At 69.9% G+C, this 14,858-nt stretch carries 18 protein-coding genes; 8 read left to right on the top strand and 10 right to left on the bottom strand.

Annotated features, from left to right (window positions below):
* Window positions 1-47 precede the first annotated feature (47 nt).
* The 3 genes from EPL04_RS11460 (at window position 48) to EPL04_RS11470 (ending at window position 2,757) form a co-directional block, all read left to right on the top strand.
* Window positions 48-1,301 carry a M20 family metallo-hydrolase gene (locus EPL04_RS11460; RefSeq protein WP_134671486.1) on the top strand — a complete coding sequence of 418 codons (1,254 nt, stop codon included), beginning with the start codon at window positions 48-50 and terminating at the stop codon, window positions 1,299-1,301.
* A 113-nt stretch (window positions 1,302-1,414) separates the two neighbouring features.
* Window positions 1,415-2,026, top strand: coding sequence for a DUF7282 domain-containing protein (locus EPL04_RS11465; protein ID WP_134671487.1), 612 nt, complete (start codon window positions 1,415-1,417; stop codon window positions 2,024-2,026).
* A 62-nt stretch (window positions 2,027-2,088) separates the two neighbouring features.
* On the top strand, window positions 2,089-2,757 hold the full coding sequence (locus tag EPL04_RS11470) for an O-methyltransferase (RefSeq protein ID WP_134671488.1): 669 nt from the start codon (window positions 2,089-2,091) through the stop codon (window positions 2,755-2,757).
* Between the two features lie 66 nt (window positions 2,758-2,823).
* Here EPL04_RS11470 and EPL04_RS11475 read toward each other — a convergent pair whose 3' ends face one another.
* Window positions 2,824-3,075, bottom strand: a complete 252-nt coding sequence (locus EPL04_RS11475) for a hypothetical protein (RefSeq protein WP_134671489.1) — start codon at window positions 3,073-3,075, stop codon at window positions 2,824-2,826.
* A gap of 50 nt (window positions 3,076-3,125) precedes the next feature.
* Window positions 3,126-3,920 carry a creatininase family protein gene (locus EPL04_RS11480; protein ID WP_134671490.1) on the bottom strand — a complete coding sequence of 265 codons (795 nt, stop codon included), beginning with the start codon at window positions 3,918-3,920 and terminating at the stop codon, window positions 3,126-3,128.
* A gap of 168 nt (window positions 3,921-4,088) precedes the next feature.
* Between EPL04_RS11480 and EPL04_RS11485 the strand changes: the two genes are divergently transcribed.
* Entirely contained in the window at window positions 4,089-4,370 is a 282-nt protein-coding gene (locus EPL04_RS11485; RefSeq protein ID WP_134671491.1) for a winged helix-turn-helix domain-containing protein, read from the top strand.
* A gap of 37 nt (window positions 4,371-4,407) precedes the next feature.
* Here the strand turns inward: EPL04_RS11485 and thiC are convergent, their stop codons facing one another.
* Window positions 4,408-5,820, bottom strand: coding sequence for a phosphomethylpyrimidine synthase ThiC (thiC, locus tag EPL04_RS11490; RefSeq protein ID WP_134671492.1), 1,413 nt, complete (start codon window positions 5,818-5,820; stop codon window positions 4,408-4,410).
* A gap of 91 nt (window positions 5,821-5,911) precedes the next feature.
* Between thiC and EPL04_RS11495 the strand changes: the two genes are divergently transcribed.
* Together EPL04_RS11495 and EPL04_RS11500 are read left to right on the top strand one after the other, a co-directional pair.
* The gene (locus EPL04_RS11495) at window positions 5,912-7,543 is read left to right on the top strand and encodes a potassium channel family protein (protein WP_134671493.1); all 1,632 of its coding nucleotides are present in this window, start codon (window positions 5,912-5,914) and stop codon (window positions 7,541-7,543) included.
* A 39-nt stretch (window positions 7,544-7,582) separates the two neighbouring features.
* The gene (locus EPL04_RS11500; protein WP_134671494.1) at window positions 7,583-8,959 is read left to right on the top strand and encodes a glycerate kinase type-2 family protein; all 1,377 of its coding nucleotides are present in this window, start codon (window positions 7,583-7,585) and stop codon (window positions 8,957-8,959) included.
* A gap of 20 nt (window positions 8,960-8,979) precedes the next feature.
* Here the strand turns inward: EPL04_RS11500 and EPL04_RS11505 are convergent, their stop codons facing one another.
* From EPL04_RS11505 to EPL04_RS18780, 4 genes are all read right to left on the bottom strand, one after another.
* The gene (locus tag EPL04_RS11505; protein WP_134671495.1) at window positions 8,980-9,231 is read right to left on the bottom strand and encodes a hypothetical protein; all 252 of its coding nucleotides are present in this window, start codon (window positions 9,229-9,231) and stop codon (window positions 8,980-8,982) included.
* A gap of 101 nt (window positions 9,232-9,332) precedes the next feature.
* Entirely contained in the window at window positions 9,333-9,611 is a 279-nt protein-coding gene (locus EPL04_RS11510; RefSeq protein WP_134671496.1) for a hypothetical protein, read from the bottom strand.
* A gap of 78 nt (window positions 9,612-9,689) precedes the next feature.
* Window positions 9,690-9,992: a hypothetical protein gene (locus tag EPL04_RS11515; RefSeq protein WP_134671497.1), complete on the bottom strand. Its 303-nt coding sequence runs from the start codon at window positions 9,990-9,992 to the stop codon at window positions 9,690-9,692.
* Window positions 9,993-10,221: 229 nt separating this feature from the next.
* Window positions 10,222-10,371 carry a hypothetical protein gene (locus EPL04_RS18780; protein WP_167599463.1) on the bottom strand — a complete coding sequence of 50 codons (150 nt, stop codon included), beginning with the start codon at window positions 10,369-10,371 and terminating at the stop codon, window positions 10,222-10,224.
* 164 nt (window positions 10,372-10,535) lie between these two features.
* Here EPL04_RS18780 and EPL04_RS11520 point away from each other — a divergent pair, with 164 nt between their 5' ends.
* Entirely contained in the window at window positions 10,536-10,967 is a 432-nt protein-coding gene (locus EPL04_RS11520; RefSeq protein ID WP_134671498.1) for a hypothetical protein, read from the top strand.
* Window positions 10,964-11,257 carry a DUF7410 domain-containing protein gene (locus tag EPL04_RS11525; protein WP_245154558.1) on the top strand — a complete coding sequence of 98 codons (294 nt, stop codon included), beginning with the start codon at window positions 10,964-10,966 and terminating at the stop codon, window positions 11,255-11,257. The genes EPL04_RS11520 and EPL04_RS11525 overlap by 4 nt, the downstream gene beginning before the upstream one ends.
* A gap of 12 nt (window positions 11,258-11,269) precedes the next feature.
* Here the strand turns inward: EPL04_RS11525 and EPL04_RS11530 are convergent, their stop codons facing one another.
* The 3 genes from EPL04_RS11530 to coxB are packed head-to-tail and all read right to left on the bottom strand — an operon-like array spanning window position 11,270 to window position 14,840.
* Window positions 11,270-11,530, bottom strand: a complete 261-nt coding sequence (locus EPL04_RS11530; protein WP_134671500.1) for a cytochrome C oxidase subunit IV family protein — start codon at window positions 11,528-11,530, stop codon at window positions 11,270-11,272.
* Between the two features lie 2 nt (window positions 11,531-11,532).
* Window positions 11,533-14,037 (bottom strand): cbb3-type cytochrome c oxidase subunit I, encoded by a 2,505-nt coding sequence (locus EPL04_RS11535; RefSeq protein WP_134671501.1) that lies wholly within the window; start codon window positions 14,035-14,037, stop codon window positions 11,533-11,535.
* The gene (gene coxB, locus EPL04_RS11540) at window positions 14,034-14,840 is read right to left on the bottom strand and encodes a cytochrome c oxidase subunit II (RefSeq protein WP_134671502.1); all 807 of its coding nucleotides are present in this window, start codon (window positions 14,838-14,840) and stop codon (window positions 14,034-14,036) included. Before coxB ends, EPL04_RS11535 begins: the two co-directional genes overlap by 4 nt.
* Window positions 14,841-14,858 lie beyond the last annotated feature (18 nt).

Here is a 14,858-nt window from a genome sequence, read left to right on the forward strand (position 1 = left end):
TTGCCGGTCCCGCGACACTGATTACCCGTGGCTCCGTGGGCCTGCGCATGAACGTCGACAGCGAGCGACTCCGCGCCGACATCGAAGCCAACGCCGAGTTCGGCGACATCGACGCCGAGGAGGGCCGGGGCCGGACGGTCCTGACAGGGACCGAACCGAACCGCCGGGCCCGCGAGCACTTCGTCGAGCGACTCGAAGACGCCGGGCTGGACGTCCGGATCGACGCGGTCGGAAACGTCTCGGGGCGGTGGACTCCCGACAGCGCCGACCCCGACGCCGCGCCGGTCGCGGCCGGGAGCCACCTCGACTCGGTGCCCGAAGGCGGCATCTTCGACGGGCCGCTCGGCGTGTACGCCGCGCTCGAATCGGTCCGGGCGATGCAGGACGCCGGCCTCGACCCCGAGCGACCGATCGAGGTCGTCTCGTTCACCGAGGAGGAGGGCCAGCAGTTCGCGGGCGGACTGCTCGGCTCGTCGGTCGCGGTCGGCGACCGGTCGGTCGAGGAAGCGCTCGCGCTCGAAAACGACGCGGGGACCACGCTTGAGTCTGCGCTGGACTCGATGGGCTTTCGGGGCGAGGGCCGCCTCGACGCCCGCGAGTGGGACGCGTGGTTCGAACTCCACGTCGAGCAGAGCGAGCGCCTCGAAGACGCCGGCGTCCCGGCGGGCGTCGTGACCGCCATCACGGGCATCACCCACTGCGAGGTGACGATCCGGGGCGAGGCCGACCACGCCGGCGCGACCCCGATGGACGACCGGACCGACGCGCTGGCGGCCGCGAGCGAGTTCGTCCTCGACGTAGAGCGGGCCGCCAACGAGGTCGTCGCCGACGCCAGCGACACCGCGGTCGGAACGGTCGGCAAGCTCGACGTCCGGCCGAACGCGACCAACGTCGTCCCCGGACGGGTCGAGACGGGCGTCGACGTCCGGGACGTCGAGTACGAGTCGATGGAGGAGATCGTCGCCCGCGCGCGCCGGAGCCTCGCGCGCCTCGAACGCGAACGCGGGGTCGAGACCGACTTCGACCGGCCGTTCGACCTCGAACCCTCGCCGATGACCGAGCGCACCCGGCGGGCGGCCCACGAGGCCGGCGACCGGGCGGGTATCGAGACGATGGACCTCCACTCCGGGGCGGCCCACGACACCCAGCGCATCGCGGGCGTGACCGACGCGTCGCTCCTCTTTGCGCCCTCCCGGGACGGTATCTCGCACAACCCCCGAGAGTGGACCGACTGGGACGACTGCGCCGCCGCGACGCGGGTGATGGCGGGCGCGCTCGCCGATCTGGCGGGCGCTCGGTGAGGACGGGGCCGATAAGCCGGGCTTACGTCCGCAGTTGTCGGGCGTTACGCGGGTGAAACGCTCAGAACGGTTTGGTTCGTTTATCCGGCGTCGCACCGACTGTCCGGCCGAGAATGTCACGAAACGAGACGCTCGGCGCCGTCGCGGTCGCACTGCTCGTCGCGCTGGCCGGGCTGGCCGGGCTCGCCGTCGGGGCCGACGGCGTCGCAGAATCGAACGACGGAGCGCCGCTCGCCCAGGAGACGACGACCGCCGGGACGACGACCGACGCGTCCGACGATTCTCCCACCGGGACCGCGTCGGTCGCGTTCGGCGATCAGACCTCGAACGGATCGACGGTAGTCGTCGACGAGGCGAACCTCTCTTCGGGCGGATTCGTCGTGCTCTACTCGCAGGGGGGCACCGTGCTGGGCAACTCCTCGTACCTCGATCCCGGGACGAGCCAGAACGTGACGGTCGACCTCTCCGAGCCGCTGAACGGCTCGCAGGTCGTCGTCGCGGTCCCGCACATGGACACCAACGAAAACGAGACGTTCGACTTCAACACGAGCGCCGCCCAGGAGGCCGCCACCACGATCGAGGAGGGCGGAGACGTCTCGGTGACCAACGTCACCGACGCTCCGTACACCCAGAACGATCTCCCGGTGAGCGCCATCGCGTTCGTCACCGTCGAGGCCGACGCCACCGAGACCACGGCCGCCGATCGGTCGGCGGTCCGGCCGTAGCCGGCTCGGACGAGTCCGCCCCGACGCCAACGGTTAACTGCCTCTCGTGCGTTCGATTCGCCATGTTCGAGCTACTGCCCGACGAGACCGAGCGGTTCGTGACCGCGATGGTCGGCGACCGCGACGAGACCCTCGCCGAGATGGCGGCCCACGGCGACGAGATCGGCTTCCCGACCGTGGGACCGGAGGTGGGCGCGTTCCTCCGGCTCGCGGCCCGGATGGTCGACGCCCGACGGATCTTCGAGTTCGGCTCGGGGTTCGGCTACTCGGCCTACTGGTTCGCCGAGGCCCTGCCCGCCGACGGCGAGATCGTGCTGACCGAACACGACGACGACGAGCTCGAATCGGCCCGCGAGTACCTCGAACGCGGCGGCTACGCCGACCGCGCGGCCTTCGAGTCGGGCGACGCCCTCGACACCGTCGAGCGCTACGACGGCCCGTTCGACGTGGTGCTGATCGACTGCCACAAGAGCGGCTACCCCGACGCCCTCGACGCGGTCCGGGGGAAGGTCGCCGACGGCGGCGTGGTGATCGCCGACAACGCGATGGAGAGCGGCGCGCAGGACTTCGAGGCGATCCTCGACGCCGTCGAAGGCACCGACCAAGAGGCCCTCGACGCCGACACCCGCGGGGTCGCCGACTACCTCCTCGAGGTGCGGGACAGCGACGACTTCGAGACCGCGGCGGTCCCGCTCGGACAGGGACTGACGGTCAGCTACAAGCGGGCGTGACGCTCGGATTCGACGACCGTCTCGCCGCCGCCGAGACGCGGCCCGCGACCGCCGGCCGGGTCGGGCTCACCGCGCCCACTCGACCAGCCACGCCTCGACGCCCGCGCCCATCAGGAAGATGCCGATCGCCGAGGTGGCGGGCTCGGGGAACAGAAAGAGGACGAGACCGACGACGAGCGCCAGCGAGGCCAGCTCTCGTTCCCACCAGCTCTCGTCGGCGTCGGCGGTTCCCGCCTCGCCGTACACGCCCCCGTCGAACTCGTCGTCGCGCCGTCGGTCGGCGGCGCCGGCGCGGTCGCGGTTCGGGTCGTGGCTCATGCCCACCCGATCGACGGCGGAGGGGGTATGCGTTGGGGCCGAGGCCGGCGCTACCGCCGGCTCCCGGGCTGGGGGTCGACGTGGGGCTTGGCCATCAGGTCCTCGAACTGCCGGTCGTCGATCCACGCCAGCAACTGGGCCAACTGGTCGCTGGCGGCCTCGAAGAGGCGCTCGCCCTTCTCGGGAGTGGCGTCGGTCTGGTCGCCGAGCACGCCGTTGTCGGTGTTGTCGATCGAGTCGTAGAAGTTGCGCGCACCGTGGACGTACGTCTCGGAGTCGGGCCAGTCGGCGGCCCCGCCGTCGCGGGCGTCGGTCAGCTTCTCCTCGCGCACGAGGTCGGGGTCGATGTGCATCATCATCGCGGTCTCCTTCGGGCCGCCGTGGGGGCCGTTGGTCTCGAAGACCTCGTCGACGAGGTCCGGAATCGACTCGTCCCACATCCACTCGACCGCGTAGGCGACCTCCTCGCGCCGGAGGCGCCGGCCCACCTCCCGGAGGTGGGTCTGGTTGCCGCCGTGGGCGTTGACGTAGACGATGCGGTCGATCCCGTGGTACGCGAGGTTCCGCGAGAAGCTCTCGACGTAGTCGCGGAACTCTGGCGGGTCGGCCCACATCGTGCCGTGGAACTGCTTGTGGTGGGGGCTGACTCCGACGTCGACCGTCGGGGTGCAGAGATATCCCGTCCGGTCGGCGGCCTCGCGGGCCAGCGACTCGGCGATGCGGTGGTCGGTCGACAGCGGGAGGTGCGGGCCGTGCTGTTCGGTCGAGCCAAGCGGGACGATCGCGAGCGACTCCTCGGCGACGTAGTCGCCCAACTCGGGCCACGTCTGGTCGGCAAGGTACATATCGGATAACCGGGACGAACCCGCTTAGTTCTTCTCAAGCCGGAACTGCCTTCGATTCGGGGCGTCGCGAACTCGCCCGCCACTGCCGTCACGGGGTTACCTCGCGGTAACCTCGTTTCACCAGGGTTAGCAAACGTATAATTGGGTGGCGCGTCACGTTGGAGACGAATGACTGAGTGTCTCGATCCCGAAGCGCCGCCCAGCGCAAAGCTCATCGTCAAGGTACTGGAGTACGCCGACGATCCGCTGACACAGCAACAGATCGCCGACCGGACGCGGCTCTCTCCGCGAACGGTCCGGAGTTCGATCAAGCGACTCAAAGACGACGACGTGATCGAGGAGCGCGTCTACATTCCCGACGCGCGCAAACAGCTCTATCTCCTCTCCGAATCGGTCGAGGAGTGCCTGCAGGCCGGCGAGGCCGGCGTCGAGGGCGTCGAAGCGGTCTGATCGCGGCCGACCGTCGGTGCCGCGGTCGCCCCGTCGATCAGTCGTCGGCCGAGGGGTACTCCACGTCGAGATCCAGATCGACCTCGTGGGCGCCGGTCGGCGGCCGGTTCGCCTCGGCCGCCCCGGAGCCATCGAGGTCGGTCTCGTCGCTGATCGCGTTCATCTCGCCGTCGGCCTCGCGGGCGTCCTGATCGATGCGCATCGAGCAGAACTCGGCGCCGCACATCGAGCAAAAGCGGGCCTCCTTGTAGTTGTCGCCCGGGAGCGTCTGGTCGTGGTACGACCGGGCGCGCTCGGGGTCGAGCGCCAACTCGAACTGGCGCTCCCAGTCGAAGTCGTACCGGGCCTCCGAGAGGGCGTCGTCCCAGTCGCGTGCGCCCGGCCGGTCGTTCGCCACGTCGGCGGCGTGGGCCGCGATGCGATAGGCGGCAAGCCCCTCCCGAACGTCCTCGGCGTCCGGAAGCCCGAGATGTTCTTTCGGCGTGACGTAACAGAGCATCGCCGCGCCCGCCCGGGCGGCTTCGGTCGCGCCGATGGCGCTGGTGATGTGGTCGTAGCCGGGCGCGACGTCGGTCACCAGCGGCCCGAGCACGTAGAACGGCGCGCCGTCACAGACCTCCTGTTGGCGCTCGACGTTCGCCGCGATCTGGTCCATCGGGACGTGGCCCGGCCCCTCGACCATCACCTGCACGCCGCGGTCCTGTGCGACCCGAGTGAGTTCGCCCAGCGTCTCCAGTTCGGCGAACTGCGCCTCGTCGCTGGCGTCGGCCAGACAGCCGGGCCGGAGCCCGTCGCCGAGCGAGAACGTCACGTCGTACTCCGCGAAAATCTCGCAGATGTCCTCGAAGTGGACGTACAGCGGGTTCTGCTCGCCGTTCTCTTCCATCCACTCCGCGAGGATCGACCCGCCCCGCGAGACGATGCCGGTCTTGCGGCCGTCGGTCAGCGGGAGGTGTTCGGCCAGCACGCCGGCGTGGATCGTCTGATAGTCGACGCCCTGTTTGGCCTGCTTTTCGATCACGTCGAGGAGCAACTCCGGGGTGATGTCGGCGACGCTCTCGGCGCGCTTGACCGCCTCGTAGATCGGGACGGTGCCGATCGGTACCGGCGACCGGTCGACGTTGGCCGTCCGGATGCGATCGAGGTCGCCGCCGGTCGAGAGGTCCATCACGGTGTCGGCGCCGTAGTGGACCGCGGTGTGGAGTTTCTCTACCTCCTCGTCGACCCCGCTGTCGGTCTCGCTGTTGCCGATGTTGGCGTTGACCTTCGTGGCGAACTCCCGACCGATCACCATCGGATCGAGCCGGTCGTGGTTGACGTTGGCCGGGATCACGGCCCGCCCGTCCGCGACCGCCTCGCGGACGAACTCGGGGCTCACCCGTTCGCGCTCGGCGATCCGCTCCATGGCTTCGGTCACTGTTCCGCGTCTGGCGGCACGTAGTTGCGTCATCAATCACCTAGTAATACTACTTGGTAATAACTCTGTGGGCGTCGAGTCTCGTCCCGAACACGTTTAACGGGGGACTGAAAACCCAAACCCGATGAACTCGTGGCAGCGCAGAACCGCCTCTTATCTCGCCACGCTCGTGGTGATCATCCTGAGCTTCGCTGTCGTGTACGACTACGGGATGGCCGCCTTCGAGGGGCGGCCCCAGCCGTTCTATCACTCGCTTCAGGTCGTCGTCGAGACGTTCACGACGACCGGCTACGGCTCGAACGCGCCGTGGACGAGCCCGGAGATGACCGCGCTCGTGGTGGTGATGGACCTCACCGGCGTCGTGCTCATCTTCATGGCGTTGCCCGTCTTCGTCGTGCCGCTGTTCGAGGAAGCCGTCTCGACAACGGTCCCGACCGCCGTCGAGGACCTCGAAGACCACGTCGTCGTCTGCACGTTCTCCCCGCGAGTCGAGACCCTCGTCGAGGAGTTTCGCTCGTGGGGCGTCGACTACGTCGTGATCGAGGCCGACCGCGAGCGCGCGATCGACCTCTACGAGTCGGGCTACGAGGTGATCCACGGCGACCCCCAATCGGTCGAGACGCTACGGGCGGCCGGCGTCGAGGAGGCGACCGCGGTGGTCGCCGACGCGAGCGACGAGGAGGACGTCGGGATCGTGCTCACGGCCCGCGAGGCGTTCGCCGACGTCCGGGTGGTCAGCGTGGTCGAGGACCCCGACCTCTCGGCGTACCACGAACTCGCCGGCGTCGACGCGGTGCTGTCGCCCCGCGAACTCCTCGGCGAGAGCCTCGCCGACAAGGTGACGACCGGAGTCAACGCGGAGATCGACGGCGGCGTCGAGATCGGCGAAGACTTCGAGGTGGCCGAACTCCCGGTCCAGCGCGGTAGCGATCTCGTGGGCCGGACGCTCGCCGAGAGCGGGATCCGCGAGCGGGCGGGCGCGAACGTGATCGGCGCGTGGGTCCGCGGGGAGTTCGAGACGCCCCCGCCGCCCGACGCCGAGATCGACGCCGGGACCATCCTGCTGGTCGCGGGCCGAGAGGACAGGCTCGAACGGCTCAAGGCGCTGACGCGCTCGTCGGTCCGACCGTCCCGCCGGGGCAACGTGCTCGTGGTCGGCTACGGCGAGGTCGGCTCGACGGTCGCCGCCGAACTGGCCGCCGCCGACGTGCCCTACACCACCGTTGACGTCGAGGACAACCCCGGCGTCGACGTGGTCGGCGACGCGACCGACCCCGAGACGCTTCGGGCGGCCGGCATCGAGAACGCTCGGACGGTCGTGCTGTCGCTGGCCGACGACACCCTCACCAGCTTCGCCACGCTGGTGGTCCGGGACCTCGACGCCGACGTCGAGATCCTCGCGCGCGCCGAGGAGACCGAGAGCGTCCGGAAGATCTATCGGGCGGGCGCCGACTACGTCCTCGCGCTCTCGCGGATCTCTGGCCGGATGCTGGCCTCGACCATCCTCGAAGAAGAGGAGGTCATCTCGATGGACAAACAGATCGAGGTCGTCCGGACCACCGCGCCCGCGCTCGCCGGCCAGACCCTCGCGGGGGCCGACGTGCGCGCCCGGACCGGGTGTACGGTGGTCGCCGTCGAGCGCGACGGCGCGGTCATCACCGACCTCGACCCGGACTTCCGTCTGCGGGACGGCGACGACGTCGTGGTGGCGGGCACCGACGAGGGGGTAAACAGGTTCACGACGCTCGCGAACTGATCCCCAGAAGTTAGGAGCCTCTCGGTCGAACGCGGACGTATGACCGACGAGTCCGCGATTCGGAACCGGGCGGCGCTCGCGGGAACGCCCGCCCGAGCGCTCGCGCTCGAGTGCCTCGACGCCGGGATCGCGGCGGCCGACCCCCGTCGAGTCGTCCGCGAGGCGGTCGGGATCGACGGCGATGTCCTGACGGTCGCCGGGACGCGCTACGATCTGGGCGACTACGAGGAACTCGTCGTCCTCGGCGGCGGGAAGGCCGCCCGGGGCGTCGCGGCGGCCCTCGAAGCCGCCCTCGGCGACCGGATCGACCGGGGCGCGGTGGTGACCGACGGCGCCGACGACGCCGACCCCCTAGAACGCGTCGACGCGCTCGCCGGCGACCACCCCGTGCCGAGCGAGCGCGGCGTCGAGAGCGCGCGCCGCGTGCTCGAACTCGCCGACGGCGCCGACGACGAGACCCTCGTGCTGGCGCCGATCACCGGCGGCGCGAGCGCGCTGTTGCCCGCGCCCGCCGACGGAATCTCGCTCGCCGACCTCCGAGCGACCACGGACGCCCTGCTGGACAGCGGCGCGGCCATCGGCGAGATAAACGCCGTCCGCAAACACCTCTCGGCGCTGAAGGGCGGCCGGCTCGCCGCCCGGGCGGCCCCGGCGACCGTCGTCGGACTGGTCCTGAGCGACGTGGTCGGCGACGACTTCGGCGTCGTCGCCAGCGGACCCATCGTGGCCGACGACTCGACGTACGAGGACGCGCTCGGCGTGCTGGACCGGTACGACCTCGACGCCCCAGCGAGCGTCCGCGATCGGCTGACCGCGGGCGCGCGCGGCGAGGTCGCCGAGACGCCTTCCGTGGGCGATCCGGTCTTCGAGCGCGTGTCGGTCCACCTCCTCGCGAGCGCGCGGACCGCACTCGACGCCGCGGCCGAGACCGCCCGGGAGGCGGGCTACGAGCCGCTGATCTTGTCCTCGCGGGTTCGCGGGGAGGCCCGAGAGGCCGCAAAGACCCACGTCGCGGTCGCCGAGGAGAGCCTCCTGACCGGCGATCCCGTCGCTCCGCCCGCGGTCGTGCTCTCGGGCGGCGAGACGACGGTGACAGTCACCGGCGACGGCGAGGGCGGGCCGAACCTCGAGTTCGCGCTGTCGGCCGCCGCGTCGATAGACGCCTCGGGGGTCGCGATCGCCAGCGTCGACACCGACGGCCGCGACGGGGGGACCGACGCGGCGGGCGGCATCGTCGACGCCGAGACGGTCGGCGACCGGCTCTCGGCCGACGACGCCCGCGACGCGCTCGCGGACAACGACGCGCTCGCGGCGTTGGACGCCGCCGACTGCGCGGTCCGGACCGGCCCGACCGGAACGAACGTCAACGACCTGCGCGTGCTCGCGATCGCGGACCCGAGCGAGCCCTCGGAGTAGTCCGCGGTCGGCGGTCGGCGCTACCGCGCGCCGCGGACGATTATCTCGGCGCCACAGTCGGGACACCGCCCGCGGCTCGCCTCGAAGTCCGAGCCACAGAAGTCACAGACGTGTTCGTCGTCGCGGTCGGTCGCGTGCGAATCGCGTTCGGGGTCTCTCGTCGGGGGCTGGTCGTCGGGTGCCGATTCGGGAGCCGGCCGGTCGGTGTCGTTCGGCGCCTCGCGGTCGCCGCGACCGCCCAGTTCCTCGGTGATGCCGTTCAGGAAGTCCATGCGTCACCGTACCGTCCGGTCGGCCTATCTATTGTTATGTCGGACCTTCGGCGTCGTACGGAGCGCCTATAGTCGTCTCGCCCCGCGGGCCGCGGGTCGACTTACTCGACCGCGACGAGCGCTCGGCTCGCACCCCGAACCGCGGCCAGCGCGAGCGCGAACGGTGCGACGACGCCGGCGGCCGTCAGGCCGACCACCGCCAGCGGGTGAGCGGAGGCAACGGCGAGCGCCGCGGCGGCGCCGACGGCGAACGCGACCAGACCCGCGACCGTCCCGGCCAGCGCGCCGATGACGGCCGCGGCGCTGGCGGTCGGTCGTCGGGTGGTCTCGGCGGTGAGTCGGGTCGATGCGTCGCGTCGCGTGGATTCGGTGTGTCGCATGGTCTGGTCTCAGTGGGCGACGGTGGGTCGTCGCCCGTTCGCGTCGGTCGTCGGCTGTGCGTTCGGGTCGCGGCCGTCTCAGGCCGAGCGCGCGGGTTCGATATCGGTCACCTCGCGGACGCCGAACTGGTCGGTGACGGCGTCCCGGACCGCGGCCCGCGCGTCCTCGTCGGCGTCGGCGCGGACGCGCAGTCGGACCGAGGCGTCGACCCGGAGGTCGTTCAGCGTGGGCCTAACGCCCGAGATGGCCACGACTTCGGTTCGGTCGACCGCGGCGCTTCGGGCGAGGACGGCGGCGATGCCCTCCTGTAAGGTGCCGTCGCCGCCGCGGGGAACGTGCAGTTCGAGGTCGGCGGTCGCGTCGATTGTGGAGTCCGTCATTGGTGGCTGTGGTGCCCCCCGCGGGTCGGTGCCCGCGTCGGGAGCGGAGCGTCTGCTGGTCGGTTCGAACCGCGAGACGCCGCGCCTCGCCGGGAGATGCGCCGGAGAAGTGGTCGCTCGGACCGCCTCGACCGGCACACGCCGCCGGCTTCCGGGTGTGGTGACACGCAGGAAGCGAGCGACCCCGGCGTCCGCCGAGGGGCGAACCCCGTCGGCGTCGGCGGACGCCTTACGCGGCCGGAGCGGTCCGAGTGAGGTGATAGATACTCTCACCCATGGCGTCCACCCGCCCGGCGAGCGCACACCGAGCAGAAATCCCGGAGCCGACGCTGTCGGACTGGGCGCCGACCGCGTCGAACCGGTTGCGTGGACGTTTCATGGGGTTCACCTCGCGCCCGGTCGTGCCGGGCGACTGACGTACTCGTCCGTTCAGCGGGTTGAGTATTAAAATTGGTTGAGCAGTGATACCGTTCGTCACACTCTCGACGAGCCAACCTTTATGGTTGTTAATATCTAACACGACTGCGTCACGGAGTGGCTCAGATGGTCGAATCCGCATACGTCGCGAGCGTGCTCGCGACCGGCGCCCTCCTCGTCGCGGTCTGGGTGGGGCTGGCACGGACGGGCGAACGCCCCCGGTACGAGGTGGGGGGCGACCACGACCACGACCACGAGCGCGACGCGACCGACGGCGACTCGATCGCGGCGTGGGCGGCCGGATTCTTCGGGCTGTTGCTCGCCGCCGGCGGCGTCGCGGTGGCGTCGGTCAGCGACGTGTCGGTGCCCGCCGCGATCGGTCCGGCCGCGTTCGTCGGCCTGTTCGGCGCGTTGCTGGTCGGCTACCTGCTGTGGGGGACCTACCAGTCGGCGCGGGTCCGCGGGCTCCGGAGTTCCCAGGCCGCGCTCCTGAGCGCGTGGCTGTTCGGGACGCTCGTCCTCGCGGCGATCGTCGCCGACCTCGTGGTGGGGTGGTGAGCGTGGCCGTCTCCGAACGCGACCTCCGGGTGCCCGACGCCGAGACGCCCGCCAGATGTCCCCACTGTGGCCGACCCTTCCGGAGCGAGCGCCTCCGGGCGCTCCACCTCGGCGAGTCCCATCCCGAACGCTGTTCGGCCGACGAGCGGGCGGCGTACGAAACCGCCCGCGAGGCCGAGGCCGACGACCTGTTCGTCTACCACCTCAAGGTGGTCGGCGCGCTGGTGGGGCTGTACGCCTTTTTCGTGTTCTCGTACATGGCGGTGGCCGCGGTCCAGGCGCCGGGGTGAGCGCCCCGCGTGCTACGTGATCGAGTACGACGACGCGACCGTCAGCGCGAGCGCCGCCAGCAGTCCGACCAGCAACACGAACGAGATCGACCGGGGTTCCCACCGGAGGTGCTGGTAGTAGCCCGCGACGATCGCGGCCTTCAGGAACGACAGGCCGACGATCGTCCAGAGGCCGACCCAGTAGTCGAGGCCCGCGAACTCCACGAGCGTCTGGGCGGTCGCGAGCCCGAACAGCACCACGTAGATCGCCGTGTAGAGTCTGAGCTTGCTCATTGTCACAGGATGTAGAACAGCGGGAACAGGAACAGCCACACGATGTCGACGAAGTGCCAGTACAGCCCGAAGTACTCGATGGGGCGCTCGTCGTCGAGGTACGCCCCGTTCCACGCCCGGGCGACGAGGTACAGCGCGATACACAGCCCGCCGATTACGTGGAGGCCGTGGAGCCCGGTCGTCAGGTAGAACGTCGAGGCGGCGACGTTCGTGCTGGGCACCCAGCCGTTCGCGAACGTCTCGCCGTGGACGTGGAACAGGTGTTGCCACTCCATCGCCTTGTTGACGAGGAACGCGACCCCGAGCCCGAACGTGAGCCCGAGGCTCCCGACCAGCCCCCATCGGCTCTCGCGCTCGGCGGCCACCAGCGCGACCACGACCGCGAAGCTACTGGTGAGAAGCAGGTAGGTGTTGACCAGTCCGGGCGTGACGACGTGGGCTTCGGGGACGAGCTCGTGCCAGTCGGTCCAGCCGTGGGCGACCCGGATGAACACGTACGAGCCGATGAACGCCCCGAACAGCACCACGTCGGACGCGAGGAAGATCCAGACGCCGAGCTTGGTGTTCTCGACCGCCTCGAACGGCCAGCTCTCGCCGAACGGCCCCGACGGGCCGACGAACCGCTCGCGGGCGAGCCGGACCAGCGTCCACCCGAGCGCCGCGAGCCCGACCCCGGTCGTCGCGACGTAGAACCCGCCCTCGACGCCCGACGGGAAGCCGCCGCGCTGGAGCCCAGAGAGCCCGAGCAACAGGACGAACGACGCGACGCCGACCGCGAGGGGCCACGGGCTGGCGTGGTCCTCCTCGTGGTCGGCGGCGTCGGTCCCGGCCGCGTGGGCCGGCCCGCCGTCGGGCGCGGGCTCCCCGCCGCCGTCGGCGATCTCGACGGCCGACCGGTCGCCCGCTTCCGCGGATCGGAACTCCAACGCGCCGCTGGCGAACGTCGGGACGCCGGGGAAGTTCTCGATCGGCGGCGGGGAGGGGAGCGCCCACTCGGTGGTCGTCGAGAACGCCCACGGGTTGTCGTCGGCCGCCTCGCCCGCGACCAGGCTCTTTGCGAGGTTGTAGAACATCACCAGAAACGAGATCCCGAGCACGAATCCGCCGACCGTCGAGAGCTGGTGCCACGAGACGAACGCCTCGGGGTAGACGAAGTCCCGGCGAGGAGTCTCCCACGAGAGGAACATCGGGAAGTACAGCAGATTGAACCCGACGAAGTAGAGCCCGAAGTGGAGTTTGCCCAGAAACTCGTCGTACATCTTCCCGGTCATCTTCGGGAACCAGTAGTAGAGGCCGCCAAACAGCGCGGTCACGCCCCCCACCATCACGTAGTGGAAGTGTGCGACCACCCAGTAGGTCCCCCGGAACTCGTAGTCGAGGACGACCGCCCCGAGGAAGACGCCGGTGATCCCTCCGATGATGAAAAGCACCAGCGCGCCGAACGAAAACAGGAAGGGAGTGGTGAACCGGATCCGACCCTTGATGAGGGTGTAGATGAGCGCGAACACCATCAGATCGAACGGCAAGGAGATGCCGATGGTGGTCGCCATGAACAGCGTCTTGATCTCGAGGTTGATCGAGGTCAGGAACATGTGGTGCATCCAGACGACGAAGCTCTGGAGGGCCACCAGCACCATCGCCGCGATGAACCACTTCCGGCCGACGAGCCGCTGGCCGGTGAACGTCTGGAAGCACTCGGCCATCACGCCAAGCGCCGGGAAGAAGACGATGTACACCTCCGGGTGGCCGAAGAACCAGAACAGGTGGGCCCACAGTAGCGACCCGCCCGCGCCCGTCGCGGCGAAGTACTGGGTGCCGAGCAGTCGGTCCGACGAGAGGATGAGCAGGGCGGCCAGCAGCGCCGCGAACGCGAACAGCATCATCCACACCGTGAGCAGGATGGTCCACGAGAAGATCGGCATCCGCCGGAGCGTCAGCCCCTCGGCGCGCATCCGGTGCATCGAGGTGAGGAAGTTGACCGACGACACCGTCACGGAGACGACGAAAAGCACCAGCGCCAGCACCGCGGTGCTCGCGCCGATGTCGGGGGTGTAGACCGGGACGTTCAGCGGCGCGTACATCGTCCACCCGCCCGCGAAGGTGGCGCCCTGGAAGAACGACACCGCGAACAACAGCCCCGAGAAGAGATAGAGCCAGTACGACAGCGCGTTGAGTCGCGGGAACGCGAGGTCCCGGGCGCCGATCTGGAGCGGGACGACGTAGTTCGCGAACCCGAACGCGAACGGCGAGAGGAACCAGAACACCATGATGAGCCCGTGGGCCGAGACGGCCTGATTGTACGAGACGGCTTCGAGAAAGCCCGCGCCCGGCGTCCAGAGCTGGATCCGCATCAACAGCGCCAGCACGCCCCCGAACACGAGGAAAAACAGGGCCGTGACCGTATAGAGGATGCCGACGTCCTTGTGGTTGGTCGTGACGAGCCACCGCGTTATCGTCGAGGAGTCCGGCAGGCCGTGATCGCCGCCGGAGTCGGTTTCGGCGCTCATCCGACCACCCCTCGGGCGGCGACCGTCGCGGGCCCGCCGGGCGTCGCGGGCGCGCCGATTCGGTCTTCGTCCCGGGCGCCGATCGCCTCGCTACCGGCCTCTCCGGTCGTGTTCGCGTACCACGCCTCGTACTCGGCGGGCTCCATCACGATCACCTCGGCGGTCATGTACGAGTGGCCGGCCCCGCAGAGTTCGAAACACCGCGCCCGGTAGGTGGCGGTCTCCTCGGCCCGGAACCACGAACTCGTGTACTGGCCGGGGATGCTGTCGGTCTTCACCCGTAGCTCGGGGATCCCGAACGTGTGGAACACGTCCCGTGAGGTCACGGACAACTGAACGGTCTCGTTGCGCGGGACCCGGAGCGCGTTCGCGGTGTGGCCGTTCGGGTAGACGAAGTCCCACCCGAAGCGGTAGCCGACGACCTCGACCTCGATGCCCTCCGCCTCGGAGGGAACGTCCTGTTCGACGTACAACAGCGTTCCGTACGACCACGCCACAAGCGAGATCACGATGAGGGTACTCGCGCCGAACGAGTAGAACAGCTTCCGCCCGCCGTCGCCGCCCCCGGGGAGTTCGCCGACTCGCGTCGACCGGTCGGGATCGGCCCGCGCGTCGCCGTCGCGATACTTGTAGGCGTTGTACAGCATGTACCCGATGACGACCGCGCCCACCAGCGTCCCCAACGCGAGAAACAGCCAGAAGATCTGCTCGAACACGTCGACGCGGGTGCCCCGCGGGACGAGTCCGCCCCCGGACTGGGCGAGGCCGACGGCGCGGGCGAACTGCTCGACCCCCCAATTCATGCTACGCGTCAACAACGC

The organism is Halorussus marinus (assembly GCF_004521895.1).
Taxonomy (GTDB): domain Archaea; phylum Halobacteriota; class Halobacteria; order Halobacteriales; family Haladaptataceae; genus Halorussus; species Halorussus marinus.